This window comes from Paraburkholderia sp. JHI2823, from assembly GCF_038900695.1.
GTDB lineage: Bacteria > Pseudomonadota > Gammaproteobacteria > Burkholderiales > Burkholderiaceae > Paraburkholderia > Paraburkholderia mimosarum.
The window spans coordinates 31,499-57,969 of the sequence record NZ_JAYMRY010000013.1; the positions used below are offsets into that span (position 1 = coordinate 31,499).

24 protein-coding genes are annotated in these 26,471 nt (G+C 66.5%); 10 read left to right on the top strand and 14 right to left on the bottom strand.

Going from position 1 to position 26,471, the window contains the following annotated elements; translation table 11 throughout:
- The first annotated feature begins 14 nt into the window (after positions 1-14).
- The 4 genes from waaC to VSR34_RS16410 all read left to right on the top strand — a co-directional run bounded on the left by waaC (position 15) and on the right by VSR34_RS16410 (position 5,448).
- Positions 15-1,016, top strand: a complete 1,002-nt coding sequence (waaC, locus tag VSR34_RS16395) for a lipopolysaccharide heptosyltransferase I (RefSeq protein ID WP_342962944.1) — start codon at positions 15-17, stop codon at positions 1,014-1,016.
- A 224-nt stretch (positions 1,017-1,240) separates the two neighbouring features.
- Complete coding sequence (locus VSR34_RS16400; protein WP_342962945.1) at positions 1,241-2,125, top strand: Kdo hydroxylase family protein; 885 nt, start codon at positions 1,241-1,243, stop codon at positions 2,123-2,125.
- 91 nt (positions 2,126-2,216) lie between these two features.
- Positions 2,217-3,518: a lipid IV(A) 3-deoxy-D-manno-octulosonic acid transferase gene (waaA, locus tag VSR34_RS16405; RefSeq protein WP_342962946.1), complete on the top strand. Its 1,302-nt coding sequence runs from the start codon at positions 2,217-2,219 to the stop codon at positions 3,516-3,518.
- Between the two features lie 349 nt (positions 3,519-3,867).
- Positions 3,868-5,448, top strand: coding sequence for a hypothetical protein (locus VSR34_RS16410; protein ID WP_342962947.1), 1,581 nt, complete (start codon positions 3,868-3,870; stop codon positions 5,446-5,448).
- Positions 5,449-5,454: 6 nt separating this feature from the next.
- Here the strand turns inward: VSR34_RS16410 and ureG are convergent, their stop codons facing one another.
- From ureG to VSR34_RS16445, 7 genes are all read right to left on the bottom strand, one after another.
- Entirely contained in the window at positions 5,455-6,099 is a 645-nt protein-coding gene (ureG, locus tag VSR34_RS16415; protein ID WP_342962948.1) for an urease accessory protein UreG, read from the bottom strand.
- Between the two features lie 46 nt (positions 6,100-6,145).
- Entirely contained in the window at positions 6,146-6,826 is a 681-nt protein-coding gene (locus tag VSR34_RS16420; RefSeq protein ID WP_342962949.1) for an urease accessory protein UreF, read from the bottom strand.
- Positions 6,813-7,424, bottom strand: a complete 612-nt coding sequence (ureE, locus tag VSR34_RS16425) for an urease accessory protein UreE (protein WP_342962950.1) — start codon at positions 7,422-7,424, stop codon at positions 6,813-6,815. Before ureE ends, VSR34_RS16420 begins: the two co-directional genes overlap by 14 nt.
- Positions 7,425-7,433: 9 nt before the next feature.
- Entirely contained in the window at positions 7,434-9,164 is a 1,731-nt protein-coding gene (ureC, locus tag VSR34_RS16430) for an urease subunit alpha (RefSeq protein ID WP_342962951.1), read from the bottom strand.
- Positions 9,165-9,215: 51 nt separating this feature from the next.
- On the bottom strand, positions 9,216-9,521 hold the full coding sequence (locus VSR34_RS16435) for an urease subunit beta (protein WP_028214300.1): 306 nt from the start codon (positions 9,519-9,521) through the stop codon (positions 9,216-9,218).
- Between the two features lie 17 nt (positions 9,522-9,538).
- Positions 9,539-9,841, bottom strand: a complete 303-nt coding sequence (ureA, locus tag VSR34_RS16440; RefSeq protein WP_028214299.1) for an urease subunit gamma — start codon at positions 9,839-9,841, stop codon at positions 9,539-9,541.
- A 250-nt stretch (positions 9,842-10,091) separates the two neighbouring features.
- Entirely contained in the window at positions 10,092-10,997 is a 906-nt protein-coding gene (locus tag VSR34_RS16445; protein ID WP_342962952.1) for an urease accessory protein UreD, read from the bottom strand.
- A gap of 181 nt (positions 10,998-11,178) precedes the next feature.
- On the opposite strand from VSR34_RS16445, the gene VSR34_RS16450 reads away from it, so the two are divergent.
- Positions 11,179-12,861 carry a PQQ-binding-like beta-propeller repeat protein gene (locus VSR34_RS16450; RefSeq protein ID WP_342962953.1) on the top strand — a complete coding sequence of 561 codons (1,683 nt, stop codon included), beginning with the start codon at positions 11,179-11,181 and terminating at the stop codon, positions 12,859-12,861.
- A gap of 49 nt (positions 12,862-12,910) precedes the next feature.
- Here the strand turns inward: VSR34_RS16450 and urtE are convergent, their stop codons facing one another.
- From urtE to VSR34_RS16485, 7 genes are all read right to left on the bottom strand, one after another.
- Positions 12,911-13,606, bottom strand: a complete 696-nt coding sequence (urtE, locus tag VSR34_RS16455; protein WP_342962954.1) for an urea ABC transporter ATP-binding subunit UrtE — start codon at positions 13,604-13,606, stop codon at positions 12,911-12,913.
- A gap of 24 nt (positions 13,607-13,630) precedes the next feature.
- Positions 13,631-14,512, bottom strand: a complete 882-nt coding sequence (gene urtD / locus VSR34_RS16460; protein WP_028210596.1) for an urea ABC transporter ATP-binding protein UrtD — start codon at positions 14,510-14,512, stop codon at positions 13,631-13,633.
- Positions 14,509-15,696: an urea ABC transporter permease subunit UrtC gene (urtC, locus tag VSR34_RS16465; RefSeq protein WP_342962955.1), complete on the bottom strand. Its 1,188-nt coding sequence runs from the start codon at positions 15,694-15,696 to the stop codon at positions 14,509-14,511. The genes urtD and urtC overlap by 4 nt, the downstream gene beginning before the upstream one ends.
- Before the next feature lies 1 nt (position 15,697).
- Complete coding sequence (gene urtB, locus VSR34_RS16470) at positions 15,698-17,347, bottom strand: urea ABC transporter permease subunit UrtB (RefSeq protein ID WP_042289043.1); 1,650 nt, start codon at positions 17,345-17,347, stop codon at positions 15,698-15,700.
- A 164-nt stretch (positions 17,348-17,511) separates the two neighbouring features.
- Entirely contained in the window at positions 17,512-18,816 is a 1,305-nt protein-coding gene (gene urtA / locus VSR34_RS16475; RefSeq protein ID WP_028230553.1) for an urea ABC transporter substrate-binding protein, read from the bottom strand.
- 444 nt (positions 18,817-19,260) lie between these two features.
- Positions 19,261-19,584 carry a rhodanese-like domain-containing protein gene (locus tag VSR34_RS16480; protein WP_028210592.1) on the bottom strand — a complete coding sequence of 108 codons (324 nt, stop codon included), beginning with the start codon at positions 19,582-19,584 and terminating at the stop codon, positions 19,261-19,263.
- Positions 19,585-19,666: 82 nt separating this feature from the next.
- Complete coding sequence (locus VSR34_RS16485) at positions 19,667-20,320, bottom strand: protein-L-isoaspartate O-methyltransferase (RefSeq protein ID WP_342962956.1); 654 nt, start codon at positions 20,318-20,320, stop codon at positions 19,667-19,669.
- 281 nt (positions 20,321-20,601) lie between these two features.
- On the opposite strand from VSR34_RS16485, the gene VSR34_RS16490 reads away from it, so the two are divergent.
- The 5 genes from VSR34_RS16490 to VSR34_RS16510 all read left to right on the top strand — a co-directional run bounded on the left by VSR34_RS16490 (position 20,602) and on the right by VSR34_RS16510 (position 26,463).
- Complete coding sequence (locus VSR34_RS16490; protein WP_342962957.1) at positions 20,602-21,690, top strand: LacI family DNA-binding transcriptional regulator; 1,089 nt, start codon at positions 20,602-20,604, stop codon at positions 21,688-21,690.
- Between the two features lie 82 nt (positions 21,691-21,772).
- A complete protein-coding gene (locus VSR34_RS16495) occupies positions 21,773-23,260 on the top strand; it encodes a sugar ABC transporter ATP-binding protein (RefSeq protein WP_342962958.1) in 1,488 nt (495 codons plus the stop codon).
- Positions 23,241-24,260: an ABC transporter permease gene (locus VSR34_RS16500; protein ID WP_342962959.1), complete on the top strand. Its 1,020-nt coding sequence runs from the start codon at positions 23,241-23,243 to the stop codon at positions 24,258-24,260. The genes VSR34_RS16495 and VSR34_RS16500 overlap by 20 nt, the downstream gene beginning before the upstream one ends.
- Before the next feature lie 104 nt (positions 24,261-24,364).
- Positions 24,365-25,333 (top strand): substrate-binding domain-containing protein, encoded by a 969-nt coding sequence (locus VSR34_RS16505; RefSeq protein ID WP_028210587.1) that lies wholly within the window; start codon positions 24,365-24,367, stop codon positions 25,331-25,333.
- A gap of 80 nt (positions 25,334-25,413) precedes the next feature.
- The gene (locus VSR34_RS16510; RefSeq protein ID WP_342962960.1) at positions 25,414-26,463 is read left to right on the top strand and encodes a sugar phosphate isomerase/epimerase; all 1,050 of its coding nucleotides are present in this window, start codon (positions 25,414-25,416) and stop codon (positions 26,461-26,463) included.
- Positions 26,464-26,471 lie beyond the last annotated feature (8 nt).

Below are 26,471 nucleotides of genomic sequence, written 5' to 3' on the forward strand. Positions count from 1 at the left end.
CCGCACCAAGAGCCTTGAGCGTGCAAAAGATCCTCATCGTGCGCGTATCGTCGCTTGGCGACGTCGTCCATAACATGCCAGCCATCGCCGACATCCGGCGACGCTACCCCGACGCGCAGATCGACTGGCTCGTCGAAGAGAGCTTTCAGTCGCTCGTCGAGCTCGTGCACGGCGTGCGCCGGGCCATTCCGTTTTCGCTGCGCCGCTGGCGCAAGGGCCTTTTATCGAGTGCCAACTGGCGCGAGATCGGCGCGTTCCGGCGCGCGCTCGCGGCCGAAAAGTACGACCTCGTGATCGACTGCCAGGGGCTCATCAAGACGGCCTGGGTCGGGAGTTGGGCGCGCGGGCCGCTCGTGGGCCTCGGCAACCGCACCGATGGTGCGGGCTACGAGTGGCCGGTGCGCTTCTTCTACGATCGTTCCATCCGCATCGAGCCGCGCACGCACGTGGTCGAACGCACGCGCAAGCTGGTTGCGGGCGCGCTCGATCTCGCGCCGCCGTCGCCCACCGACGAGATCGACTTCGGCCTCGACACCTACCGCGCCGCGCAGGCGCTCGCGGGCGTCGGGCTGAACCTGCCGGTGCCTTATGTCGTGTTCGTGCATGCCACCTCGCGCGCGGATAAAGAGTGGCCCGCGCAGCACTGGATCGAGCTGGGCCAGGCGTTCGTGCGGCGCGGCGCGTCGCTCGTGCTGCCATGGGGCAGCGAGGCCGAGCGCGCGACGAGCGAGCGACTCGCGCGCGAGTTCGGCGAAGCGGCGATCGTGCCGCCCAGGCTCTCGCTGCCTGCCGTGGTCGGCCTGATCGACGGCGCGGCGGCCACGGTGGGCGTGGATACGGGTCTCGTGCATATCGCGGCGGCGCTCAAGCGCCCGACCGTCGAGTTGTACAATTTCGCGACCGCCTGGCGCACGGGCGGCTACTGGTCGCCGAACGTCTTCAATCTCGGTACCGCGGGCCAGCCGCCGACGCTCGCGCAGGTCAAAGGCGCGCTGGCGGGCTTCGGATTGCTGTAGCGGCGCGCTTGCGCAAGACGCGTGCGCGGGCTGCGGTCCGTCAAGGCGGATCATGGGGGCAGCGGGTATAAGAGTCGGCGCGCGCGAACGCGCGCCAGCGCCTGCCCGGCATGCGCCGCGTGGCCGCCGCAGTGGCGTGTCATGACGCCAACACACCGCAACGCACGAAACGCGCACGGTACAAGTCGGGCAGGCAATCAGATCCATCGCGTCCAGGGGCGACAATGAACGAATCCCAGATCATCGAAATCACTTCCGCCAACTGGCAAGGCCAGCAACTCTCGCAGCCGCGCGAGACGTTGCTCGATGCCGTCGAGCAGGGCAAGGTGCTGTACTTTCCGCACCTTGCCTTTGCGATCGAAGGCGGCGAGCGCGCGCTGCTCGACCCCGCGATCGCCGACCCCAAGCGCAAGAACATCAGCCTCGACCCGAACGGCGGCGCGCTGCACGGCGTGCTCGGCGACGCGGTCACGCAGTCGGCCGTGCGCGCATTGATCGCGCGTTATCAGGCGTGCGCGCGCACGCTGGTGGACGGCCTCTTTCCCGAGTACACCGGCAAGCTGCGCGTGGCGCCCACGAGCCTGCGCCTGCATCAGGTGGAAACGCGCCAGACCTCGTGGCGCAAGGACGATTCGCGTCTGCACGTCGATGCGTTTCCGTCGCGCCCGAACTACGGCGAGCGCATCCTGCGCGTGTTCACCAACGTCAACCCCAACGGCGTGCCGCGCGTGTGGCGCGTGGGCGAGCCGTTCGAGGATATGGCGAGGCGCTTCCTGCCCAGCATCAAGCCGCAGCTTCCAGGCTCGGCGTGGCTGCAGAACCTGCTGCACATCACGAAGTCGCCGCGCAGCGAGTATGACCATCTGATGCTCAATCTTCACGACAGCATGAAGGCCGATCTGGACTACCAGAAAACGAGTCCGCAGGAGACCATCGGCTTTCCGCCGGGCAGCGTGTGGGTGTGCTTCTCCGATCACACGTCGCATGCCGTGATGTCCGGCCAGTTCATGATGGAGCAGACCTTCTTCCTGCCGGTGAAGGACATGGTGCATCCGCAATGGGCGCCGCTCGGCATTCTCGAGCGCCTGAAGGGCAAGGAACTGGTTTGAGCCCGCACCCGCGCGTGAGCCTGCCCATGAGCATCGTTTGCTGCCGCACGGCCGCGGCGTTTCTTGTCACCCCGGCCGCCGCGGAGGCCCGATGCTGAGGGCGATCTATCGCGCGGCCTGGTGGCTCATCGCACCGCTCGCGGTGCTGCGGCTCTTCATCCGCTCGCGCCGCGAGCGCGGCTATCGCGAGCATATCGGCGAGCGGTTCGGCTATTCGGCAGGGCGCCTGCCCGAGGACGATGCGCCGCTCGTCTGGGTCCATGCCGTCTCGGTGGGCGAGACGCGTGCGGCGCAGCCGCTCGTCGACGCGCTGCTGGCGGCGCGCCCGGACGCGCGCATCCTGCTCACACACATGACGCCGGGCGGCCGCGCCGCGGGCATTGAGCTGTTCGGCGAGCGCGTGCTGCGCTGCTACCTTCCGTATGACATGCCGCACACGGTGCGGCGTTTCCTGCACGCGTGGCGCCCGTCGCTCGGCCTCGTCATGGAGACCGAGGTGTGGCCGACGCTCATCGACGAATGCAAGCACGCCGATGTGCCGCTCGTGCTCACGAACGCGCGTATGTCTGCGCGCTCGTTCAAGCGTGCGGCGAAATTTGGCGCCGGCGCGCGCGAGGTGTTCGGCGGCTTTACGCGCGTGCTCGCGCAAAGTCCCTCCGATGCAGAGCGGCTGACCGCGCTCGGCGCGCGCAACGTGGTCGTGCTAGGCAACCTCAAGTTCGACATGGCGAGCCCGCCCGCGCTCATCGCGCGCGGCCGCGACTGGCGCCGCGCGATCGGCGAGCGGCCGGTGTGGGTCGCGGCGAGCACGCGCGAAGGCGAAGAGGAACTCGTGTTGCAGGCTTTTGCGGCACTCGATGTACCGGACGCGCTGCTGATTCTGGTTCCGCGTCACCCGCAGCGCTTCGACGAAGTGGCCGCGCTCGTGGCGCGCAAGACCCTGAAGCTCGAACGGCGGTCCCGCTGGGCGCCGGCGGCGGCTGCTGCGGCGGCGTCCGGACATGAGGGCGTGCGGCCGCTGCCAAGGGACGTGAGCGTCTTGCTCGGCGATTCGATGGGGGAGATGGGGGCTTACTACGCCGCCGCCGATCTCGCGTTCATCGGCGGCAGTCTGTTGCCGCTCGGCGGCCAGAATCTCATCGAAGCGTGTGCCGTGGGCGTGCCGGTATTGATCGGGCCGCACGTGTTCAACTTCACGCAGGCCACCGCCGACGCGACGGCCGCAGGCGCGGCCCTGCAGGTCCAGGATCCTGCAGACCTCGCGCGCGCGTTGCGCGAACTCTTCAACGACAAGCCGCGCCGGGTCGCCATGGGCGCGGCCGCAGCAGCATTTGCCTCGCGCCACCGCGGCGCGACGGCGCGCACGGTGGACGTGCTCACCACCTTGATCTAGTCGGCGCCCGGTCGCTCGGGCCCAAGCCCGGCCGCACCCAGCCGAGCGACGGCTCGTTGGGGCGGCCGTTCCTCCTTTGATTATTCAGTGCCGGACCGTTGCGCGCGTGCGAACGTCGACTGCGTGCGCGCCGAACGCTTGCGAGGGATCGTTCCTCTGGACGTTACCGCGGATTTGCGCTCCCGCAGGAGCGTGGTCCCCCGAACATACTCACTCGAATATTAATTTTACCTTTCATCGATCACGGCATTTCCCGTCAAACGCCTGGGTTGCTCGCCCGACGTGACGCGTGGCTGAACAACCGTTTCGATCCTTCGAACTGACCGGCCGGACCGGAGGCTGATTGCACATGAACACCGCCCTTAACCCGCCGCTTGGCGTGAGCCGTGCAGCCAGCGGCGCTGCTCGCCTGAGGCTGATTCTGCTTGTTGCGACGACGCTCTCTGGCGGCGCGCTGTTCTGGGTGGCTCCGCGGCCGCCGATGGGAGATATCCCGCAGCACGTGGCTCAGATTGCGCTGCTGCATGATCTCGTGACGGGCGCCTCGCCATGGGCCGATATCGTGTGGGTCAACTGGTTCACGCCCTATCTGCTGCCGCATGCCACTGCATTAGCGTTGTCGTTCGTGATGCCGGTGCTCGTTGCCATGAAGTTGATCATGATGTTCGCGTACTTCGGCTTCGTGACGGCGGGCGTGGCGCTGCGCAAAACTTTCAGGGCCGACGAGCGGCTCGACTGGCTTCTCATGCCGTGCTTTTTCGGCTACGCCTGGCAATACGGCTTCTACCCGTATATCGTGGCCGTGCCGCTGGGCCTCTTCTTCGTGCTTCTCGCGCATCGCTATGCCGTTGCACCCACGCTAAGCCGCGCGCTCGGCATATTCGCCGCTGGCGTCATGCTGTTTTTTGCGCACGGACTCGTGTTTTTGTTCGCATGCACGGTCGGCGCTGCGTTCCTGCCATGCCGCATGCGCCGCGCCGGCGCGATTGCGAGAGCCCTGCTTCCCTATGTGCTGCTAGGCGTGCTGATCGTCGGGTACCTGTGGTTCGTCAATCGCAATGCGCTTGTGATCCCGCACGATCCAGGCGCCGCCGAGAAGCTCGCGGTGTGGGACTGGACGGGCCCCTACGGATGGCATCGTGCGTACAATTTTCTGCTCTATACGCTCGCAACGGAGACGAAAGACTGGTACTTCATGCTCGGAGCGGCGTTCATGCTGGCGGCGCCCTGGCTCATGGGCGCGAACCTCAATCGCCGCGATCTCCATGCATGGCTGCCCATGATCGTGATACTCGCCGTGTGGTTCGCGGCGCCGGAGGAAGGGCTGGGCATTTCCGCGCTATATCAGCGCTTTGCGGTGTTTCTGTTCCCGGCATACGTGCTGCTGTTCCGCGCCGCCGATACGGCGCGCGCACGCGAGGCGAGATCGCCGCGCATCTGGCTGACCGAGGCGCTGCTCGTGCTGCTTTGCTGGGGCTACTTCGGCACCCTCGCCGTGCGCGAGTATCGATTCGCCATCGAGAACGCACCGTTCGAGACGCTGCTCGAGCGCGCGGAGCCGGGTCAGCGTGCGCTCGCTCTCATCTATTCGCCCGAGAGCAATATCATCCACAACCGGTGGACGTATCACACCTACGCGCACTGGTACCAGGCGGAGAGCAAGGGCTTCGTGGATTTCAACTTCGCGTTCTTCCTGCCCGATGTCGTGCGTTTCAAACCCGACCGTATTCCGCCAGTGCGGCCCGGGCCCTTGATGGCCGAGCCCGGTGGGTTCGACTGGCACAAGCTCGACGCTCGTCTGTATCGCTACTTCTTCGTGCGCCACACGAAACCGTTGCCCGCGCATCTATTCGATAACGATGAATGCGACGTGAGGCTCGTCAAGTCGGTGGAGGACTGGTCGCTCTACGAGCGCGGCGCCTGCCGTTGAAGTGCTTCATGCACTCGTGAGCAATCCTTTCTTTTCGATGAAGGCGATCACCTGATCGAGGCCCTCGAGCGCCTTCAGGTTGCACATCACGAAGGGCCGCTCGCCGCGCATCTTTTTTGCATCGGACGCCATGACGTCGAGGTTGGCGCCCACGAGCGGCGCGAGGTCGGTCTTGTTGATGACGAGCAGGTCCGACTTCGTGATGCCGGGGCCGCCCTTGCGCGGAATCTTTTCGCCGCCCGCCACGTCGATCACGTAGATCGTGAGGTCCGAAAGCTCGGGGCTGAAGGTGGCCGCGAGATTGTCGCCGCCCGATTCGATGAAGACGATATCGGCATCGGGAAAGCGCGCGAGCATCTGGTCGACGGCTTCGAGGTTGATCGAGGCGTCCTCGCGAATCGCCGTGTGCGGGCAGCCGCCCGTCTCCACGCCCATGATGCGCTCGGCGGGGAGCGCGCCCGCGACGGTCAAGAGGCGCTGGTCTTCCTTCGTGTAGATGTCGTTGGTGATGGCGACGAGGTCGTAGCGCTCGCGCATGGCCTTGCAGAGCATTTCGAGCAGCGTGGTCTTGCCGGAGCCGACCGGACCGCCCACGCCGACGCGCAGCGGCGGCAGTTTCTTCGATCGTTTGCTGGGTGCGTGCGAATTCATGGTTCGTGTGTGACTTGCCAAATGAGATGCGAAATGACGTGCGGTTTCAGGAGCGGAAGAGCCGCGAGTACTGCGATTCGTGGCGCGCGCTGAGGATGCCGAGCTGCGGTGCGAACGTATTGAGCGCCTCGGGCGGCGTGACGAGCGCACGCGCCACGGCTTTTTCGATCTCCGGGCGCAGCGCGACGATGATGCGCTGGCCCGCGAGCTGGCCGAGCGGGACCGCCTTGAGCGCGGCGGCCGTCTGGTTCTCGATCCAGCTGAACGCGTAGGCGGCGAGCGCGGCGTCGGGCCCGGCCTCGTGGGCCCAGGCGGCGAACGCGAAGGCCGTGGGCTGCGCGACGGGCGTCATGCGTTCGAGCGTGGCGCGCCGCGGCGCGTCGCCCCATTCGAGCTGCGCGCAGAGCTGGCGCAGCGACCAGCCCATCTGCGATGTCTCACGCCGCAGCTCCGCCGATTCGCGGCTCGCGACGAATTCCTCGTTCGCCTCGATCAGCGCTCGGGCGTCATGGTTTTGCCAGCGTTCGATCTGGTGGGCGACGAAGGGCAACTCGCCGCTTGCGAGCACGCTCGCGAGACCGCCTGCGATCCAGCGCGCGGCTTGATCGGCGTTCGTGACGAGCTGCGCTTCGATTGCCGCTTCGAGCCCCTGCGAGTAGCTGAACGCGCCGATGGGCAGCGCCGGCGACGCGAGATGCAGCAGGGCGGTGAGCTCAGCGATGTTCATGGCTGTGGTCGTGCGCGTGGCCGTCGCAATGACCGTGGTCGTGTCCGCAATCATGGTCGTGCGCGTGATCGTGCGAATGCGCGTGGCCGTGATGCTCGTCGTACACGCGTTGCGCGAGCGCGTAGTCGTCGGCGAAGGTCTCGTCGTGGCCGTGGCGGTGACCGCCTCCGTACGCACCCGATTCCGGCTGGAACGGCAACTGCACGCGTTCGACCTGGGCGCCCAGGCGCTTGAGCATGTCTTCGAGCACGGGGTCCGCTTCGAGCTTGAGTTCTTCCGCGCCCACTTCCACCGGCGTATGGCGGTTGCCGAGGTGATACGCCGCGCGCGTGAGCGTGAGGCGGTCGCTCGCGCGTACGCGCAGCACGCTTTCGGCCGCCGCGATCACGCGCACGAGGCCGCCATCGTCGGCCACGAGCAAGTCGCCGTCGCGCAGCACCGTGCCGCGCGGCAGGACCACGCCCACTTCCTCGCCCGTATCGAGCGTGGCCGCGAAGCGGCTCTTGCAGCGCGCGTCGTACGGGAGCGTGAGCGTGGGCGCTCGATTGATCAGCACCGGTGCAAGTTTCGCGTTGAGTCGTTTGTCGATCGTGCGCATGCCAAAGCCTTAGAACAGGAAGTAACGCTGCGCCATCGGCAGCACCGTGGCCGGCTCGCACGTGAGCAGCTGGCCGTCGGCGAGCACCTGATACGTTTCGGGATCGACGCTGATCGACGGCTGCCACGCGTTATGAATCATGTCGGCCTTCGTCACGCTGCGGCAATTGCGCACCGCCACCACGCGCTTTTGCAGGCCATAGCGCTCGGTAATGCCCTTGTCGAGCGAAAGCTGCGAGACGAAGGTGAGCGACGTTTGTGCGAGCGCCCGGCCGCGCGTGGCGAACATCTCCCGATAGTGCACGGGCTGCGGCGTGGGAATCGAGGCGTTCGGGTCGCCCATCTGCGCGAGCGCGATCATGCCGCCCTTGAGAATGAGCGAGGGCTTGATGCCGAAGAAGGCCGGCTCCCAGAACACGAGATCGGCCCATTTGCCCGGCTCGATCGAACCCACTTCGTGCGCAATGCCGTGCGTGAGCGCGGGATTGATCGTGTACTTCGCAATGTAGCGCTTCACGCGGAAGTTGTCGTTGCGCGTGCTGTTGGCACCCCCGTTGGTGCCCCCGTCCTCGGGCAGCGCGCCGCGCTGCACCTTCATCTTGTGCGCGGTCTGCCACGTGCGGATGATGACTTCGCCCACCCGGCCCATCGCTTGGGAATCCGAAGAGAGCATCGACAGCGCGCCGAGATCGTGGAGGATATCCTCCGCCGCGATGGTCTCGCGGCGAATGCGCGACTCGGCGAACGCGATGTCTTCGGCAATCGACGGGTCGAGGTGATGGCACACCATCAGCATGTCGAGGTGTTCGTCGAGCGTGTTGATCGTGTACGGGCGCGTGGGGTTCGTCGAGGAGGGCAGCACGTTCGCCTCGCCGCACACCTTGATGATGTCGGGGGCGTGGCCGCCGCCTGCGCCTTCCGTGTGGTACGTGTGGATCGTGCGGCCCTTGAACGCGTCCACGGTCGCTTCCACGAAGCCCGATTCGTTGAGCGTGTCGGTGTGAATGGCGACCTGGGTGTCCGTTGCGTCCGCAACGCTGAGGCAGTTGTCGATGGCCGCCGGCGTCGAGCCCCAGTCCTCGTGGAGCTTCAGGCCGATCGCGCCCGCCGCGATCTGCTCTTCGGCGGGCGCGGGCAAGCTCACGTTGCCCTTGCCGAGAAAGCCGAGGTTGATCGGCCAGCCGTCGGCGGCCTGCAACATGCGCTCCATGTGCCACGGGCCGGGCGTGCAGGTCGTGGCGTTGGTGCCCGTGGCGGGGCCGGTGCCGCCGCCCAGCATGGTCGTCACGCCCGAGGCGAGCGCCTCGTCGATCTGCTGCGGGCTGATGAAGTGGATGTGTGTGTCGATGCCGCCGGCCGTCACGATCTGGCCTTCGCCCGCGATCACTTCCGTCGCGGCGCCAATGGGAATCGTCACGCCCGGCTGCACGTCGGGGTTGCCCGCCTTGCCGATCTTCCAGACACGGCCGTCCTTGATGCCGATATCGGCCTTGACGATGCCCCAGTGGTCGACGATCACGGCGTTCGTGACGACGGTGTCGGCCACTTCGGCGTGCAGGCGCTGCGACTGGCCCATGCCGTCGCGTATGACCTTGCCGCCGCCGAATTTGACCTCGTCGCCGTAGACCGTGTAGTCGCGCTCGATCTCGATGATGAGCTCGGTGTCGGCGAGGCGCACGCGGTCGCCGGTCGTGGGGCCGAACATCTCCGCATAGGCGCGGCGGCCGATCTTCAATGTCATGTCCGATTCCTGATGAATTCGCTTGAATGCGCTTGAATGCGATCGCCGCGCTCAGAGCGGGCCCATCACCTTGCCGTTGAAGCCGTAGACGGCGCGCTCCCCCGCAAGCGCGACGAGCTCGACCGTGCGCTCTTGCCCTGGCTCGAAGCGCACGGCCGTGCCCGCCGCAATGTTCAGGCGAAAGCCGCGTGCGGCTTCGCGATCGAACGACAGCGCCGCGTTGACCTCGTAGAAGTGGAAGTGCGAGCCGATCTGCACGGGGCGGTCTCCCGTGTTCGCGACCGTCACGGTGACGGTTTCGCGGCCCGCGTTGAGTTCGATTTCGCCGTCGTCGATCAGCATTTCGCCGGGGATCATGGTTGGCTCCTGTCGACTCAAGGGATCGGGTGGTGGACGGTGACGAGCTTGGTGCCGTCCGGGAAGGTCGCTTCGACCTGTATGTCGGGGATCATCTCGGGCACGCCTTCCATCACGTCCTCGCGCGTGAGCAGCGTGGTGCCGTAATGCATGACCTCGGCGACGGTCTTGCCGTCGCGGGCCGCCTCCATCAGCGCGGCGCTGATGAAGGCGACCGCTTCGGGGTAGTTGAGCTTGAGGCCGCGTGCGCGGCGCCTTTCGGCGAGCAGCGCGGCGGTGAAGATCAGGAGCTTGTCTTTCTCGCGTGGCGTGAGCTTCATCGTTCTGGGTCGAGGTTGGGCATGCGCGATGCGCGCCGATCCAGCTTACGGGAGCGAGGTTACGCGGAGCTTGCTATTTCGCACGCGGCGCGCGCATCGATGCAAGCTCTCAGCAAGGTATGTGCCAATGAAGGGGGCCAGCATGGATGCACCATTTCCGGCGCGCTTTCGCACCATGCCGGCGTTGCTGCGTTGCGAAATGGTGCGGCGATGCGCGCATGCGCACGGGCCTGGTGCGTGTGATGGGCGTTCAGGTCGTCCACAACCGCAGCGGCGTGGCCTTCACGCCATGCACGAACGGGCGCAGCGCCGTCCAGCATTGGGCGAGCGTGTGCTGCAGCGGCTCCATCGAACGTGCGATCACCCGCACGAGCAGCACGCCGGGCGCGATGCAGCTCGCGCCCGAGCGCAGCGCGTCGTCGAACGGCAGGATGGCCGCGAGATCTTGTGCGAGCGCTTCGTTGCATGCAGGGCCGATGGCCCACAGCACGCCGAAGGCGGGGTAGCCCGCGAGCCCTTGCGGCGCGTCGCGCAACGGGTCGGCGGCGTCGATGAGTGCGCGTTCGAGCCAGAGCAACGCGTTGTCGTCTTGTGGTTCGGATGCGGTGCGCGTCACGCGCGTGAGCGCGCGCACCATGCCCGCGGACCAGCGCTCGCCCGCGGCCTGGCGGCCCAGTTGCGTCGCGTCCCAGCCGATGGCCGTCGCGCCCGCGCCGAGCGCGAGCGCGAATTCGAGTTCCGCGTGCGCGTGGTCGAACACGAGGTTGTTCTGTGGCAGCCAGTCGAGCTTCGCGCCCGCGCCCACGCGCACGTTGATGCGCTGGCGCGCCACGCGGCCGTTGGACTTGTACCACTTGGTCGCGCCCGGCGTGGTGAGTACCGCGTGGGCGCCGTCGCCCACGTTCACGTCGATATCGAGCCGGTCGCCCCCCGCGATGCCCGCGGGCGGATGCACGATCACCGCGTGGCAGATCGCGTCGCCTTCGGGGTAGAGCGGTCGTTGCACGCGCAACGGCCCCACGTGCAGGCGATGCGCGAGCGTCGTGCGCTCCCCTTTGCGCTCGAAACCCAGTTCGAGTTTCGCCGCCCATTCCTGATGCGCGGTGCTGCGAAACGTGGTGTTGGTGAGTGCGGTGTGATCGGCGTGAAGCGACATGCTCGGGCGGTGGGGAAGAAGGCGTGGAATGGCGTGGAGGATAGCACGCACGCCGACACGTGCGCCTGACCTGGATCGGAGCGGGCGGCACGGGCCGCCATACTCCGGCGGGTGAGTTTGGCAGTGGGAATGGAATGGCGACCGGTGATGCGGTCAATGGCCAATCACAGGGGAAACGCAAATGAAGCAGCCCCGTTTCATGTGGCGCACCGGCGTGCTGATGATCGCCATTTTCTTCGCCAGTTGCAGCGGCGGCGGTGGCGGCTCAGATTCCGGTTCGAACATGCCGCCCAGCGGTACGCCTGGCAGCACGTCCAGCAGTCCCCCCAGCAGTCCGCCCAGCGCGCCGGCCGGGATGACCGCAAGTGTGGTGACCTACCACAACGACATCGCACGTACTGGCCAGCAGCTTGCCGAGACGACACTCACTCCTGCCAACGTGAACGCAGCGAAGTTCGGGAAGATCGGGTTTTACACCGTCGACGGCAAGGTCGACGCGCAGCCGCTCTATCTGTCACAGGTCTCGATTGCGGGCGGTACTCACAATGTGCTGTATGTCGCGACCGAAAATGCAAGCCTCTACGCGTTCGACGCGGACACGGGCGCCGTGCTCTGGGCCGTCTCGACGCTCGGCAAGAACGAGACGCCCAGCGATGACCGTGGCTGCAGCCAGATTTCACCGCAAATTGGCATTACGTCGACGCCGGTCATCGATCGCACGCGCGGGGCGATCTATGTCGTCAGTATGTCGAAGGATGCAACGAGTGGCTATCACCAGCGCATCCATGCGCTTAACATTACGACGGGTGCCGAGTTGTTCGGCGGCCCCACTGAAATCACCGCCTCGTATCCCGGGAACGGACCGAACAGTTCGGGCGGGCTGGTCGCGTTCGATCCGAAACAGTACGCGGAGCGTCAATCGCTGCTCGAGCTAAACGGCACGATCTTTACCGCCTGGACCTCGCACTGCGACATCGCGCCCTATAACGGCTGGGTGATCGCCTACAGTGCAGACACGCTCATGCGGACAAGCGTGCTGAGCCTCACGCCGAACGGCGTGGAGGGCTCCATCTGGATGAGCGGCGCGGGCATGGCATCGGACGGCCAGTCGATCTATCTTCTCGATGCGAACGGCACCTTCGACACGACGCTCACCGCAAACGGGTTTCCGTCACTTGGCGACTACGGCAATGCATTCCTGAAGCTTGGCGCGACCAATGGGCTGACGGTCTCGGACTACTTCAGCGTGTCGAACACCGTCGCCGAATCGGACGCGGACGAGGATCTTGGCTCGGGCGGCGCGCTCGTGCTGCCGGATTTGACCGATTCGAATGGCGTCGTCCATCACCTCGCGTTAGGCGCGGGGAAGGACACAAACATCTACGCCGTCAACCGGGACTCGATGGGCAAGTTCAGCGCAAGCACGAACAACGTCTACCAGCAGATCAACGGGCAACTCACGGGGGCTGTGTTCGGCATGCCTGCGTACTTCAACAACACGGTCTATTTCGGCGCGGTGGGCGACAGCATCAAGGCATTCAGCGTGAGCGGCGCGAAGTTGTCGAACGCGCCGACGAGCCAGTCGCCGGAGACTTTCGACTATCCGGGTGCCACACCGAGCGTCTCGGCAAACGGCACGGTGAACGGGATCGTGTGGGTGGCGCAAAACGGCAATACTGCCGGGCTGTACGCCTATGATGCGACGAACCTCGCGCATGAACTGTATAACAGCAACCAGGCGGCCAACGCGCGCGATCAGTTCGGCGCGGGCAACAAGTTCATCACGCCGATGATTGCGAACGGCAAGGTCTACGTCGGAACGCAAAACGGCGTCGCGGTGTTCGGGCTGCTCGGCAGCCCATAGAGCGTCAGTGCGCACGCCCTATGTATCGGGAGGTCGATGCTTTGAGGCTTCAAACTGCAATCAACTCCCGCACACCATCCGCATCCATGGTCGCGCCCGCGCCGCCCGCCACGATTTCGCCACGGCTCATCACCCAGTAGCGGTCGGCAATGGCCTTGGCGAAGTCGTAATACTGCTCGACGAGCAGCACCGTCAACTGCATGTCTTCGACCAACCGCCGCAGCGTGCGCCCGATGTCCTGGATGATCGAAGGCTGAATGCCTTCGGTGGGTTCATCGAGAATCAGCAGCGAAGGATCGCTCATCAGCGCGCGGCCGATGGCGAGCTGCTGCTGCTGACCGCCCGACAGGTCGCCGCCGCGCCGCGCCTTCATTTCCCTGAGCACGGGAAAGAGTTCGTAGATATGCGCGGGCACGCCGGAGGGCATGCGCTTCTTGCTTGCCGCGCCTACCAGCAGATTCTCTTCTACGGTCAGGCGTGGAAAAATATCTCGCCCTTGCGGCACGTAAGCGAGACCGTGTGCCACGCGCGCATAGGTGGGCAGCTTCGCGAGCGCATCGCCGCGCCACGCGATCGAGCCGCTCTTCGTCGGCACGACGCCCATGAGGCAGCGCAGCAGCGTCGTCTTGCCCACGCCGTTGCGGCCCAGCAGCACGGTGAGTTCGCCCTCGGGCACCGTCATCGAGACGTTGCGCAGGATGTGGCTGCCGCCGTAGTACTGGTTCAGCGATTCAATGGTTAGCATGGCTGATAATGTGGCGAGGCGGACCTAGCGGCCCAGATACGATTCGATCACCGCTTCGTCGCGCTTCACGTCTTCGAGCGTGCCGTGCGCGAGCACGCGGCCTTCGGCCATCACCGTCACGCGGCCGGTTTCGCCGGCGAGCGCCGCGACGAATTCCATGTCGTGCTCGACCACCATCATCGAGCAGCTGCCGCGCAGGCGGTTGAGCAGGGTGGCGAGTGCCATGGTTTCTTCGTCGGTCATGCCGGCGGCGGGCTCGTCGAGCAGCAGCAGTTGCGGCTTCTGCATGAGCAGCATGCCGATTTCGAGCCGCTGCTTCTGGCCGTGCGAAAGCTCGCCCGCAAGACGGCGCGCGTCGCTCTCCAGACGGATCACCTCGAGCGTTTCCTCGATCTTCGCCTGCGCCTCGCGGCCCAGGCGCGCGCGCAGCGTCGCGAACCATCCTTTGTCGGCCTTCATCGCAAGCTCGAGGTTCTCCCACACGGGGTGCTGCTCGAACACCGTGGGCTTCTGGAACTTGCGGCCAATGCCCGCGCGCGCGATTGTCGGCTCGTTCATACGCGTGAGATCGAGCGTCTGGCCGAGGAACACCTTGCCCGAGTCGGGCGCGGTCTTGCCGGTGATGACGTCCATCATCGTGGTCTTGCCCGCGCCGTTCGGGCCGATCACGCAGCGCAGCTCGCCCGCGTCGATGGTGAGGGAGAGCTGGTTGAGCGCGCGAAAGCCGTCGAAGCTCACGCTCACGTCTTCCAGATAGAGGATCGTGCCGTGCGAAGTGTCGATCACGCCGGGCTCGACCACGTGGCCCAGGTCGGCTACGCCGGAGAGCGCGAGTTCGTCGTGCTGGAGGGCGTCGTCGAAGGGATTGTGGTTGAGCGGGTCGTTGAGCACATAGTGTCCGTTCATGGGCGTTCGCTCCGCGCGATGATCCGGTTCCGGACGAGTTCGATGAGGCCCATGATGCCGTTGGGCAGAAGGAGCGGCACGAGCACGAACATGAGGCCGAGGAAGAACAGCCAGTACTCGGCGAAATACGCGGTGAAAAAGCTCTTCGCCCCATTCACCGCAAACGCGCCGATGATCGGTCCGATGAGCGTGCCGCGTCCGCCCACGGCCACCCAGATCGCCATTTCGATCGAGTTGCCCGGCGACATCTCGCTCGGGTTGATGATGCCGACCTGCGGCACGTAGAGCGCGCCCGCAATGCCGCACAGGACGGCCGAGACCGTCCACACGAACAGTTTGTAGCCAAGCGGGCTGTAGCCGAGGAACATCAGGCGCGTTTCGCCGTCGCGCACGGCGCTCACCACGCGCCCGAGCTTCGAGGTCACGATGGCGCGCGCGGCGAGGAACGCGAGCACGAGCGTGGCGAACGTGAGCAGGAACAGCACGGTGCGCGTGCCCGGATGCGTGATCGGCATGCCCGCGATGCGCTTGAAGTCGGTGAAACCGTTGTTGCCGCCGAAGCCGGTTTCATTGCGATAGAAGAGCAGCATCGCCGCGAACGTCATGGCCTGCGTGATGATCGACAGGTACACGCCTTTCACGCGCGAGCGGAACGTGAAGAAGCCGAACACCCAGGCGACCACGGCGGGCGCGAGCACGACGAGCAGGAGTGCGTACCAGAGTTGCTCGGTGCCTTGCCAGTACCAGGGCAGCGCATGCCAGTCGAGAAACACCATGAAGTCGGGCAGGTCGCTGCCGTACTTGCCGTCGTGGCCGATCTCGCGCATGAGGTACATGCCGATGGCGTAGCCGCCCAGCGCGAAGAAGAGGCCGTGGCCGAGGCTGAGGATGCCGCAGTAGCCCCACACGAGATCGAGCGCGAGCGCGGCGATGGCGTAGCACATGAGCTTGCCGGCGAGCGTCAGCGCGTAGGCGGAGAGGTGCAGTGCGCTCGATTGCGGCAGCACCAGCGCGCAAAGCGGCACGCCTGCGCCGATCAGGACGATCAGCGCGATGAGCGCGAGCCACGCGCGCGGCGAGAGCAGCGCCGGGCGCGCGGGCAAGCCGAGTGCGAACGTCTCGGCGCGGTCGATAGGGGGGGCGCCTGGCGTGCGGTGCGGCGAAGTGGAAGTGGCGCTGGTCATGTCATGCCTCCGCGCTGCGGCCCTTGAGGGCGAACAGGCCCTGCGGACGCTTCTGGATGAAGAGCACGATCAGCACGAGCACGGCGATTTTCGCGAGCACGGCACCCCAGAACGGCTCGATGGCCTTGGAGACGAGCCCGAGCCCGAAGCCGCCGACCACGGTGCCCGCGATCTGCCCGACCCCGCCCAGCACCACGGCCATGAACGAATCGATGATGTAGCTCTGGCCGAGGTCGGGCCCGACGTTGCCGATCTGCGAAAGCGCGCAGCCGCCCAGTCCCGCCACGCCGGCGCCGAACGCGAAGGCCCACGCATCGACGCGGGCGGTGCGCACGCCCACGCACGCGGCCATGCGGCGGTTCTGCGTGACGGCGCGCACGAACAGGCCAAGGCGCGTTTTCGCGAGCACGGTCCACGCTATGCCCACGACGATCAGCGAGAACGCGAGGATCGCAAGGCGGTTGTACGGCAGGATGAGGCTGGGCATGACAGTCACGCCGCCGCTCATCCACGAGGGATTTTCGACCTGCACGTTTTGCGCACCGAAGATCATGCGCGTGGCCTGAATGAGGATGAGGCTGATGCCGAACGTGGTGAGGAGCGTTTCGAGCGGGCGACCGTACAGATGGCGGATCACGAGCCGCTCGATGACCGCGCCCACGAGCGCGGCGGCGATGAACGAAGCGGGGATCGCGAAGAGCGGATACCAGTCGAAGGCGCCTGGCGCGTAGCGCTGCACGAGCGTTTGCACGACATACGTTGCGTACGCACCGATCATGAGGAACTCGCCGTGCGCCATGTTGATGACGCCGATGAGGCCATAGGTGATGGCGAGGCCGAGCGCCGCGAGCAGCAGCACGCTGCCGAGCGAGATGCCCGCGAACAGCGTGCCGGCGATTTCGCTGCGCCGCTGGATGGCGTCGAGCGCGTCGATGCCCTGCTGTGCTGCCGCGCGAACCTCCGCATCGGGTTCGTTGTACGCGCCGCTCGCGCTCTTCGCGACGAGCGGCCGCAGCAGTTCGTACATGTCGAGATCGTGGCGCGCGGCGACGAGCTTCGCGGCTTCGAGGCGCGTCGCCGCATTCGGGTCGTGCAGTGCGGTCATGGCCCAGAGCGTATCGAGCCGCCGTTTGAGCGCAGGGTCGGTTTCCTTCGCGCGCGCGGCGTCGATCATCGGCTTCATGGCCGGGTCGGGATTCTTGAGGAGCGCGGCGATGGCGTCGCGCCGCGTGGCGACATTGGGCGAGTCGAGCTGCAGGCCCGATACGGCGCCCGCCACCTTCGAGCGCAGCAGGTTATTCAGCGTGATGGGCTGCGCGCTCGAAGCGACGCCGGCGGCGACGCCCTGGCCCGTCACGGCGTCGTGTGCGCTTTGTCCATCCGCGCCCTCCAGCACGAGCACTTCGCCCGAGTCGGTCGCGCTCACGTTGTCTTGGGCGAGCGCCTTGAGCAGCGCGAGCGAGGCGGCGTCGTGCGTGGCGATGAGCTTGTCGATGGCGGCGGATTTCGCATCGAAGTCGTCGCCGCCGAGCGGCGCGACATCGGCGGCATCGAGCGCGTGCGCGCAGGTGCTGAGCGCTGCGAAGAGCGCCGCCGCGGCGAGTGCGTGGTGCAAGCCCGCGCGCGCGTACCTCGGAAGAGAGAGAGCCATGATGGGTTCTTTTCGATGCGGCTTGCAGCGCAGCGTAACCGCTGCGCTGCAAGCCGTTGGCAGATCGCGCAGGCACGCGCGTCCTGTCCGGCGCGCGTGGCGTATCAGCTCACCAGCGCCTCAAAAGCGCGTCAAAAGCGCGTCACGAGCAAGTCACAGGCACGTCAGGCCACGCGCGAGCGGCGCAGGAAGGCGGGCAGCGGGTTCGACGTGACCACATCCGGCTTGCCTTCGTTGCCGGCGATGAACGGGCTCCACGGCTGCGCGCGGATCGCCGTCCTGGTCTTCCACACCACGTTGAACTGGCCGTCGCCGCGAATCTCGCCGATCATCACCGGCTTGTGCAGATGATGGTTGCCGTCCATCGTGAGCGTGAACCCCGAGGGTGCCGCGACCGCCTGGCCGATCATCGCCACGCGCACCTTGTCGACGTCGGTGCTCTTCGCCTTTTCGACGGCCTGCTTCCACATGTGGATGCCGACGAAGGTCGCTTCCATCGGGTCGTTGGTCACGCGTTTGCTGCCGCCGGGCAGGTTGTTCGCCTTCACCCACGCCTCGAACTGGTCCTTGAACTTCGTGTTCTGCGCCCCCTTCACCGACATGAAGTAATTCCACGCCGCGAGGTGGCCCACTAGCGGCTTGGTGTCGATGCCGCGCAGCTCTTCCTCGCCCACGGAAAATGCCACGACGGGCACCTCGGTGGCCTTGATGCCCTGATTGCCCAGCTCCTTGTAAAAGGGCACGTTCGAGTCGCCGTTGATGGTCGAAATGACGGTGGTCTTGCCGCCCTGCGAGAAGGTCTTGATGTTCGCGACGATGGTCTGATAGTCGCTATGGCCGAACGGCGTGTAGACCTCCTGAATATCGCTGTCCTTCACGCCCTTGGAGTGCAGGAACGCACGCAGGATCTTGTTGGTCGTGCGCGGGTACACATAGTCGGTGCCGAGCAGGAAGAAGCGTTTCGCGCCGCCGCCTTCGGCGCTCATCAGGTATTCCACGGCGGGAATGGCCTGCTGGTTGGGCGCGGCGCCCGTGTAGAACACGTTGCGCGACATCTCTTCCCCTTCATATTGCACGGGGTAGTAGAGCAGACCATTGAGCTCCTCGAAGACCGGCAGCACCGACTTGCGCGACACCGAGGTCCAGCAGCCGAACACGCACGCGACCTTGTCCTGGGTGAGGAGCTGGCGCGCCTTCTCGGCGAAGAGCGGCCAGTTCGACGCCGGATCGACCACCACGGGCTGGATCTGACGCCCCATTACGCCGCCGTTCTTGTTGATGTCGGCAATCGTCATCAAGGCGGTGTCTTTCAGTGAGGTCTCCGAAATGGCCATCGTGCCCGAGAGCGAGTGCAGGATGCCCACCTTGATCGGGCCGCTGCCGGCGTCCGCGTGCGCGAACGGCACGCGAGCGGCAACCGCGAGTGCGCCCGACATCGTCCCGAGTTTCAACAGACTGCGACGTTTCATTTATTTGCCCCTTGTCGGTGAAAGAGTCATGGGCCGTGGCGCGTGGTTGTTTCTTGTCTTGCGCGCCGCCCGATTTGTGTGGCCAGTCTTGCGAGGAGGCTTCTGCAAGCGTTGTGCCAGGGCGAAGATCGGGCGCGAGGCTTGCCCCACAAGGGAGGCGGTCATGCGGCGCGCATCGGGGGCAACGTGGCAGGCGGGCGATCGTGGTGCAGCGGGATGCATGTTCGGGCGCGCTGCATCGTCTCAGTGCGGGCATGCATGCAGTGAAACGACCGTGCGGCCGGGCACGCTGCAACGTTGTGCATGGCGTGCGCGTACTTTATAGAACGGTTTTCTGGCGTGGACTGAAGCGAACGGCCCAGAAATGACAAAGGGCGCGGCTCCCGGCCACGCCCCTTTTTAGCTGATGCACTGGGCGGTTCATGCCGCCGTGGTGTGAGGTGCTCAGTACGTCGGCACCTTCGGATCGACCTGGCGCGACCACGCGTCGATGCCGCCTTGCAGGTTGAACACCTTGGTGTGGCCGCGCGACTCGAGGAACATCGCGACCTGGGCGCTGCGCGCGCCGTGGTGGCAAATGCAGACGATCGGCGCTTCGTCGTCCAGCTCCTCGCTACGCGCGGGAATGTCGCGCATGGGGATCGACGTGCTGCCCGCGATCTTCGCGGTTTCGATTTCCCAAGGCTCGCGCACGTCGAGCAGGACGGGGGTCTCGCGCGAGGTGTCGGCGAGCCATTCGGCGAGGGCGGGGGCGGTCAGATTCTGCATGGAACACTCGATCGGGTAAAAGGCCGGGCAGCCCGGAAATTCCTCAAAAGCGCGCCCGGCGATGCGACAGGTTGGCGGCGCGTCAGAACTTGAAGCGCGGCGGATGCACGGCGTTCTGCAGCGGTTCGACGTAGGTCTCGAATACGCCGGCAATGCGGTACTGCTTTTCGTCGATGCGCGTGATGATCTGCGCTTCCATGACCGGCGCGCCGCCCACGAAGGCGGCCAGGCGCCCGCCCACCTTGAGCTGCTCGAGCAGTTCCTGCGGCACGACCGGCAGGCCGCCCGAGACGCAGATCACGTCGTAGGGCGCATTCGCGGCCCAGCCGCGCGCGCCGTCGCCGAGCGCGACTTCGGCGTTCAGCACGCCGTTCTTCACGAAGTTCTCGCGCGCGAACTCGGCGAGTTCCGGGTCGATCTCCACGGTCAGCACCTTCTGGGCCCGGTGCGCGAGCAACGCCGCCATGTAGCCGGAGCCCGCGCCGATTTCGAGCACGCTTTCGTGCTTCTTCACCGCGAGTTCCTGCAGCACGCGCGCTTCGACGCGCGGCGCCAGCATGTGCTGGCCGTTCGGCAGCGGCACTTCGAGGTCGGCGAACGCGAGGGCGGTATAGGCCTCGGGGACGAAATGCTCACGCTTGACGATCGCAAGCAGGTTCAGCACGTCCTGGTCCAGCACTTCCCAGGGGCGAATCTGCTGTTCGATCATGTTGAAACGCGCTTGTTCGATGTTCATGGTGACTCGGCGTTGTGGTCGGGTTCGGTTCGTGTCGAGCCCGGCAAAAAGGGCGCCGGGCAACCGCAGAATTGTAGCAAACCGGCTTCTGGCCTGGCCGCGCCGCCGGCAGCAGGTGGCTGTAACGGGACATTGACGGATCGGTGTTTGTCCTGGCCTCGTGCGCCTTGCGGTTTTGTGGTTCTCGTACCAAAAATGTAATCGATTACATCGGGGGGCGGCCGAACGGCTCGCCTCGCGGCCGGCGCACCGGTGTTCATCGACCAGGATTGCCTTCGTTCATGTCCGCACGCTCGCCTCGATCGCCGCAGCCCCAGCCCGAAGCCGCCGGTCCCGCCGCACGCGCCGAGGCCGCACGCGCTGAAGCCGCGCGCGGCGGCTCGATCGCGGCGGTTGCCGAGCGCGCGGGTGTTTCGGTCGCGACGGTCTCGCGCGTGCTCAACGGGCATACGAACGTGCGCGCGGCGACCCGCGAGCGCGTGCTCGCCGAGATCGAATCGAGCGGCTATCGGGTAAACGAACTCGCGCGCAACCTGCGCACCGCCGAAAGCCGCCTGCTGCTGACGATGGTGCCGGACTTCGGCAACCCGTTCTATGCCGAGATCGTGCGCGGCATCGACAGCGTCGCGCGTCAGCACGGGTTCTTCCTGCTGCTGTGCGACACGGGCGCCGACGCGGGGCGCGAGCGCAGCTACTTCGACCTGCTGCGCCGCCATCGTGCGGACGGCGCGATCTGCCTCGACCCGGCCACGGTGCAGCACGCGCTCGCGGCCGAAGCGACGGCGCTGCCGTGGGTGGCGTGCTGCGAGTTCGACCCGGACGTCGGCGTGCCCTACGTCGGGATCGACAACTACCGGGCCGCGCACGACGCGGTGCGGCATCTGATCGCGCGGGGGCGGCGACGCGTCGCGCTCATCAACTCCGACGAGCACTACCTCTACGCGCAGCAGCGCCGCGACGGCTGGCGCGACGCGCTTGCCGAGGCGGGCATCGCGGCGCGCGACGCCTGGCGCGTGAACGTGAACTGCCTCGACTACGACGCCGGCGCGCGGGCCGCCGCCGCGCTCATGCAGTTGCCGGCGGGCGAGGCGCCCGATGCGATCTTCGCGGTGTCGGACACGCTCGCGGTGGGCGTGGTCAACGGCTTGCGCGGTGTGAGGCGGCGCGTGCCGCACGACGTCGCCGTGGTGGGCTTCGACGACATCGCGCTCGCCGCGCAGATCGACCCGCCGCTCACGACCATCGCACAGCCCATGCGGGAGCTGGGCGAGACGGCCGCGCGCCTGTTGCTGCGGCGCTTCGCCGATCCGCGCGCGAGCGTGCCAGGCGTGCTGTTGCCGCATCGGCTGGTGGTGCGAGAGAGCGCCTGAACCCGTTGCAGTTGCGTTGCATGGCCCCGTTGCCAGCGCCTGGCGGCAACTTCGGCCAACACATCAGGAGGAGCGCACGCTCATGAGCGTCGCCGTGAAGTTCAACGACATCCGCAAGGACTTCGGTCCCGTGCGCGTGCTGCACGGCGTGAGCTTCGAGCTTGCGCCGGGGCGCATTCACGGGCTGCTGGGCGAGAACGGCGCGGGCAAATCCACGCTCGTGAAGATTCTCGCGGGCTACGAGCACGCGAGCGCCGGCGAGCTCGTGGTGGATGGCGTGCCGCGCCGCTTCGAAGGCTCGCGCGAGGCCGAGGCGGCGGGCATCGTGCTGATCCACCAGGAATTCAACCTCGCCGAGCATCTCACGATCGCGCAGAACATCTTCCTCGGCCACGAGAAGCGCAAAGGCTGGCTCGTCGACGATACCGCCATGCGCCGCGAAGCGCTCGAACTGCTGGCCCAGGTGGGCCTCGCGCGCGATCCGGACACGAAGGTGCGCGACCTGATCGTCGCGGAAAAGCAGCTCGTCGAAATCGCCAAGGCGCTCTCGCGGCACGCGCGCCTGCTCATCATGGACGAGCCCACGGCCACGCTCACGCCTGCCGAAACGGCGCGCCTCTTCGCGCTGATGACGAAGCTGCGCGCGGGCGGCACGACGCTCGTCTACATCTCGCACAAGCTCGACGAGGTCGAGAAAATCACCGACGACGTGGTCGTGATGCGCGACGGCCGCTTCGTCGCCGCGAGCGCGACGGCAGGGCTCGCGCGCCAGCAGATGGCAAACCTGATGGTGGGCCGCGATGTTTCGGACATGTTCCCGGAGAAAGGCGGGGTGCCCGACGATGCGCCCGTGGCGCTGCGCGTGAAGAACCTCATCGTGCCGGGCTGGGTCGACGGTTTGAGCTTCGAGGTCCGCGCGGGCGAGATTCTCGGCTTCGCGGGGCTCGTGGGCGCGGGGCGCAGCGAGGCGTTCGAGGCCATCATGGGCCTGCGCGAGAAGCAGGCGGGCGAGATCGAGATCGACGGGCGCCCGGTCACGCTGCACCACCCTCGTGACGCGATGCGCCATGGCCTCACGTACCTGAGCGAAGACAGAAAAGGACGCGGCCTGCACATGAACCTCACGCTGCAGGACAACCTCACGCTCATGACACTCGAGCGTTACGGGCACCCGCTGCTCGACCTCAAGGCGGGCCGCCGCGCGCTCGAAAAGGCGGTGCGCGATTTCGGCATCCGTACGGGTGACCTCGATAGCCGCGCGCGCATGCTCTCGGGCGGCAACCAGCAAAAGCTCGCGCTCGCCAAGTTCCTGCAGCCCGACCCGCGCGTGATCGTGCTCGACGAGCCCACGCGCGGCGTCGACGTGGGCGCGAAGCGCGACATCTATTTCCTGATCCAGCGGCTCGCGGCCTCGGGGCGCGCGGTCGTCGTGATCTCGTCGGAGCTCATCGAGCTGATCGGGCTCGCGCATCGCGTGGCGGTGATGCGCGCGGGCCGGCTCGTCGCCACGCTCGGGCGCGAACATCTGAACGAAGAGGAGCTGATCGCCCATGCAACCGGCACCCACTGACGCCGCCTCCGAAGGCCGCCGCGCACGCGCGGCCGCGGCTCGCCTCGTGCACCGGCTGGCGGGCGTCGGGCCGCTCATCGGCCTGATCGCGCTGTGCGTGCTCGGCACGCTGCTCAACCGCGACTTCGCGACCGCCGGCAACCTGCTCAACGTGCTCACGCGCACGTCGTTCATCGGCATCATTTCCGTGGGCATGACGTTCGTAATCATCTCGGGTGGCATCGATCTTTCGGTTGGATCCATGGCCGCGCTGATCGCGGGCGTGATGATCTGGACCATGAACACGCTTGCCGATGCCCATACGCTGGCGCCGCTCGCCATCGTGGCGATCGGCATGGCGATCGCGCTCGTGCTGGGCGCGGCGTTCGGGCTCGCGCATGGCCTGCTCATCACGCGCGGGCGCATCGAGCCTTTCATCGTGACGCTCGGCACGCTCGGCATCTTCCGCTCGGTGCTCACCTGGCTCGCCGACGGCGGCGCGCTCACGCTGCAGAACCCGCTCGTCGATCTCTACGGCCCCGTGTATTACGCGAGTCTCTTCGGCATTCCCGTGCCCGTGTGGGTGTTCGCGTTCACGGCGGCGGGCGGCGCGCTGATTCTCAACCGCACGGCGTTCGGGCGCCACGTGCAGGCGATCGGCTCGAACGAGCAGGTCGCGCGCTATGCGGCGATACGCGTCGATCGCGTGAAGTGTGCGACGTATGTGCTGCTGGGCGTGTGCGTGGGCGTGGCGACCGTGCTCTATGTCCCGCGCCTCGGTTCGGCCACGCCGACCACGGGCCTGCTGTGGGAGCTGGAGGCGATCGCCGCCGTGGTGGTCGGCGGCACCGCGCTCAAGGGCGGGGAAGGGCGCGTGGCGGGCACCGTGGTCGGCGCGGTGCTGCTCTCGGTGATCGCCAATATCCTCAATCTCACGAGCATCATCAGCGTGTATCTGAACGCGGCCGTGCAGGGCGTGGCGATCATCGCGGTAGCCTTCCTGCAGCGTGGCAGACGATAAGGATCTCGAAGCGGTTCTGGCAAGGCAGTCGGGCAGCCGGAGGAGGCAGTCAACTCAACGCAACACAACGCAAACGGGCGCGTGCCCGCATAGGAGACAGCATCATGAAGAAGATGATTCGAACGATGTGTGCGGGTGCGCTGGCGCTCGGCGTGGCGGCGACGTTCGGTGCGGGCGCAGCGCGCGCCGACGACAAGGTGACGCTGGGCGTCGCCATTCCGACTGCCGACCACGGCTTCACGGGCGGCATCGTCTGGTGGGCGAACGAGGCGAAAAAGGAACTCGAAAAGGCGCATCCGGACCTGAAGGTCATCGTCAAGACGGCGGCGAATGCGCCCGATCAGGCGAACCAGTTGCAGGACCTCGTGACCGTCAACAAGATCAACGCGCTCGTGATCTTTCCGTATGAATCGGCCTCGCTCACGCAGCCGGTTGCGCAGGTGAAGAAGCAGGGCGTGTACGTGACGGTGGTCGACCGCGGTCTCACGGACACGAGTGCGCAGAACGCTTACGTGGCGGGCGACAACACGGCGTTCGGCAAGATTCCCGCCGAATACCTCGCGAAGCAGCTCGACGGCAAGGGCGACATCGTCGCGCTGCGCGGCATTCCCACCACGCTCGACAACGAGCGCTGGAGCGCCTTCACGTCGGTGCTCAAGAACTACCCGAACATCAAGATCCTCGACGCCAAGTACGCGAACTGGAACCGCGACGACGCCTTCCGCACGATGCAGGACTTTCTCACGCGCTTCAAGCACATCGACGCCGTGTGGGCCGCCGACGACGACATGGCCGTGGGCGTGCTCAAGGCGATCGATCAGGCGAAGCGCAACGACATCAAGGTCGTGTTCGGCGGCGCGGGATCGAAGGAGATGGTCAAGCGCGTGATGGATGGCGATGCGCTCATCAAGGCCGATGTCTCCTATTCGCCGAAGTTCATCTACGACGCGATCAAGCTCACGGCCGATGCGCGCTTGCAGGGCAAGACGCTGCCGCCCACGACGATCATCCCTTCGGTGCTGATCACCAAAGAGAACGCGAAGCAGTTCTACTTCCCCGATTCGCCGTTCTGAGCGGGCTTGCCGTCAATGATCGCCGCGGCGCGCGTTCGGCCGGAAGGTGCGCGGCGTCCTTATCCAGAGGGAGATAGCCGATGAAGACGATCAAGGGCCCTGCGATATTCCTCGCGCAGTTTCTCGGCGACGACGCGCCGTTCGACAGCTTCGCGAACATGGCCGGCTGGGCGGCCCAGCTCGGCTACAAGGGCATGCAGGTGCCCACCGATGCGCGCCTCGTCGATCTCGCGCAGGCCGCGTCGAGCGTGGCGTACTGCGACGACCTGCGCCAGCAGGCCGACGACGCGGGCGTGGCGATCACCGAGCTTTCCACGCACCTGCAAGGGCAGCTCGTCGCCGTGCATCCCGCCTACGACACGCTGTTCGACGGCTTCGCGCCGCCGCAGGTGCGGGGCAATCGCGAGGCGCGCACGGCATGGGCGATCGACCAGTTGATGCTGGCCGCGCGCGCCTCGAAGAACCTGGGGCTAAGCGCGCACGTGACGTTTTCGGGCGCGCTCGCGTGGCCGTATTTGTATCCGTGGCCGCAGCGGCCGGCGGGTCTCGTCGAAGCCGCCTTCGACGAGCTCGCGTGCCGCTGGCGGCCCATCCTCGACGCATTCGATGCGGCGGGCGTCGACGTCTGCTACGAGCTGCATCCGGGCGAGGACCTGCACGACGGCGTGACGTTCGAACGTTTTCTCGCGGCCGTAGGCGACCATCCGCGCGCGAACCTCCTTTACGATCCCAGCCACTTCGTGCTTCAGCAGCTCGACTACCTCGCGTTCATCGACATCTATCACGCGCGCATCAAGGCCTTCCACGTGAAGGATGCCGAATTCCGCCCCACCGGAAAGCAGGGCGTGTACGGCGGCTACAGCGGCTGGGTCGAGCGCGCCGGGCGCTTTCGCTCGCTCGGCGACGGGCAGATCGACTTCGGCGCGATCTTCTCGAAGCTCACCCAGTACGACTATCCGGGCTGGGCGGTGCTCGAATGGGAGTGCGCGCTCAAGCATCCGCACGACGGTGCCCGCGAAGGCGCGGAGTTCATCAAGCGGCACATCATCCGCGTAGCGGAGCGCGCGTTCGACGACTTTGCGGGCAGCGGTGTCGATGCGGCGCAGCTGCGGGGTGTGCTCGGGCTTTGATCGGCATT

What these genes read in the sequence shown, in the direction of transcription:
- VSR34_RS16420 (WP_342962949.1), bottom strand. Translation starts at nt 6,826, where the DNA reads ATGAACATCGCTGAGCTCACCGCCCTGCTGCATCTCGCGTCGCCGGCG.
- VSR34_RS16410 (WP_342962947.1), top strand. Translation starts at nt 3,868, where the DNA reads ATGAACACCGCCCTTAACCCGCCGCTTGGCGTGAGCCGTGCAGCCAGC.
- VSR34_RS16400 (WP_342962945.1), top strand. Translation starts at nt 1,241, where the DNA reads ATGAACGAATCCCAGATCATCGAAATCACTTCCGCCAACTGGCAAGGC.
- ureE (WP_342962950.1), bottom strand. Translation starts at nt 7,424, where the DNA reads ATGCGCACGATCGACAAACGACTCAACGCGAAACTTGCACCGGTGCTG.
- VSR34_RS16500 (WP_342962959.1), top strand. Translation starts at nt 23,241, where the DNA reads ATGCAACCGGCACCCACTGACGCCGCCTCCGAAGGCCGCCGCGCACGC.
- VSR34_RS16480 (WP_028210592.1), bottom strand. Translation starts at nt 19,584, where the DNA reads ATGCAGAATCTGACCGCCCCCGCCCTCGCCGAATGGCTCGCCGACACC.
- urtA (WP_028230553.1), bottom strand. Translation starts at nt 18,816, where the DNA reads ATGAAACGTCGCAGTCTGTTGAAACTCGGGACGATGTCGGGCGCACTC.
- VSR34_RS16450 (WP_342962953.1), top strand. Translation starts at nt 11,179, where the DNA reads ATGAAGCAGCCCCGTTTCATGTGGCGCACCGGCGTGCTGATGATCGCC.
- urtE (WP_342962954.1), bottom strand. Translation starts at nt 13,606, where the DNA reads ATGCTAACCATTGAATCGCTGAACCAGTACTACGGCGGCAGCCACATC.
- VSR34_RS16435 (WP_028214300.1), bottom strand. Translation starts at nt 9,521, where the DNA reads ATGATCCCCGGCGAAATGCTGATCGACGACGGCGAAATCGAACTCAAC.
- VSR34_RS16445 (WP_342962952.1), bottom strand. Translation starts at nt 10,997, where the DNA reads ATGTCGCTTCACGCCGATCACACCGCACTCACCAACACCACGTTTCGC.
- VSR34_RS16490 (WP_342962957.1), top strand. Translation starts at nt 20,602, where the DNA reads ATGTCCGCACGCTCGCCTCGATCGCCGCAGCCCCAGCCCGAAGCCGCC.
- urtB (WP_042289043.1), bottom strand. Translation starts at nt 17,347, where the DNA reads ATGGCTCTCTCTCTTCCGAGGTACGCGCGCGCGGGCTTGCACCACGCA.
- VSR34_RS16505 (WP_028210587.1), top strand. Translation starts at nt 24,365, where the DNA reads ATGAAGAAGATGATTCGAACGATGTGTGCGGGTGCGCTGGCGCTCGGC.
- VSR34_RS16485 (WP_342962956.1), bottom strand. Translation starts at nt 20,320, where the DNA reads ATGAACATCGAACAAGCGCGTTTCAACATGATCGAACAGCAGATTCGC.
- VSR34_RS16495 (WP_342962958.1), top strand. Translation starts at nt 21,773, where the DNA reads ATGAGCGTCGCCGTGAAGTTCAACGACATCCGCAAGGACTTCGGTCCC.
- ureC (WP_342962951.1), bottom strand. Translation starts at nt 9,164, where the DNA reads ATGACATTGAAGATCGGCCGCCGCGCCTATGCGGAGATGTTCGGCCCC.
- VSR34_RS16510 (WP_342962960.1), top strand. Translation starts at nt 25,414, where the DNA reads ATGAAGACGATCAAGGGCCCTGCGATATTCCTCGCGCAGTTTCTCGGC.
- ureG (WP_342962948.1), bottom strand. Translation starts at nt 6,099, where the DNA reads ATGAATTCGCACGCACCCAGCAAACGATCGAAGAAACTGCCGCCGCTG.
- urtC (WP_342962955.1), bottom strand. Translation starts at nt 15,696, where the DNA reads ATGACCAGCGCCACTTCCACTTCGCCGCACCGCACGCCAGGCGCCCCC.
- ureA (WP_028214299.1), bottom strand. Translation starts at nt 9,841, where the DNA reads ATGAAGCTCACGCCACGCGAGAAAGACAAGCTCCTGATCTTCACCGCC.
- waaA (WP_342962946.1), top strand. Translation starts at nt 2,217, where the DNA reads ATGCTGAGGGCGATCTATCGCGCGGCCTGGTGGCTCATCGCACCGCTC.
- urtD (WP_028210596.1), bottom strand. Translation starts at nt 14,512, where the DNA reads ATGAACGGACACTATGTGCTCAACGACCCGCTCAACCACAATCCCTTC.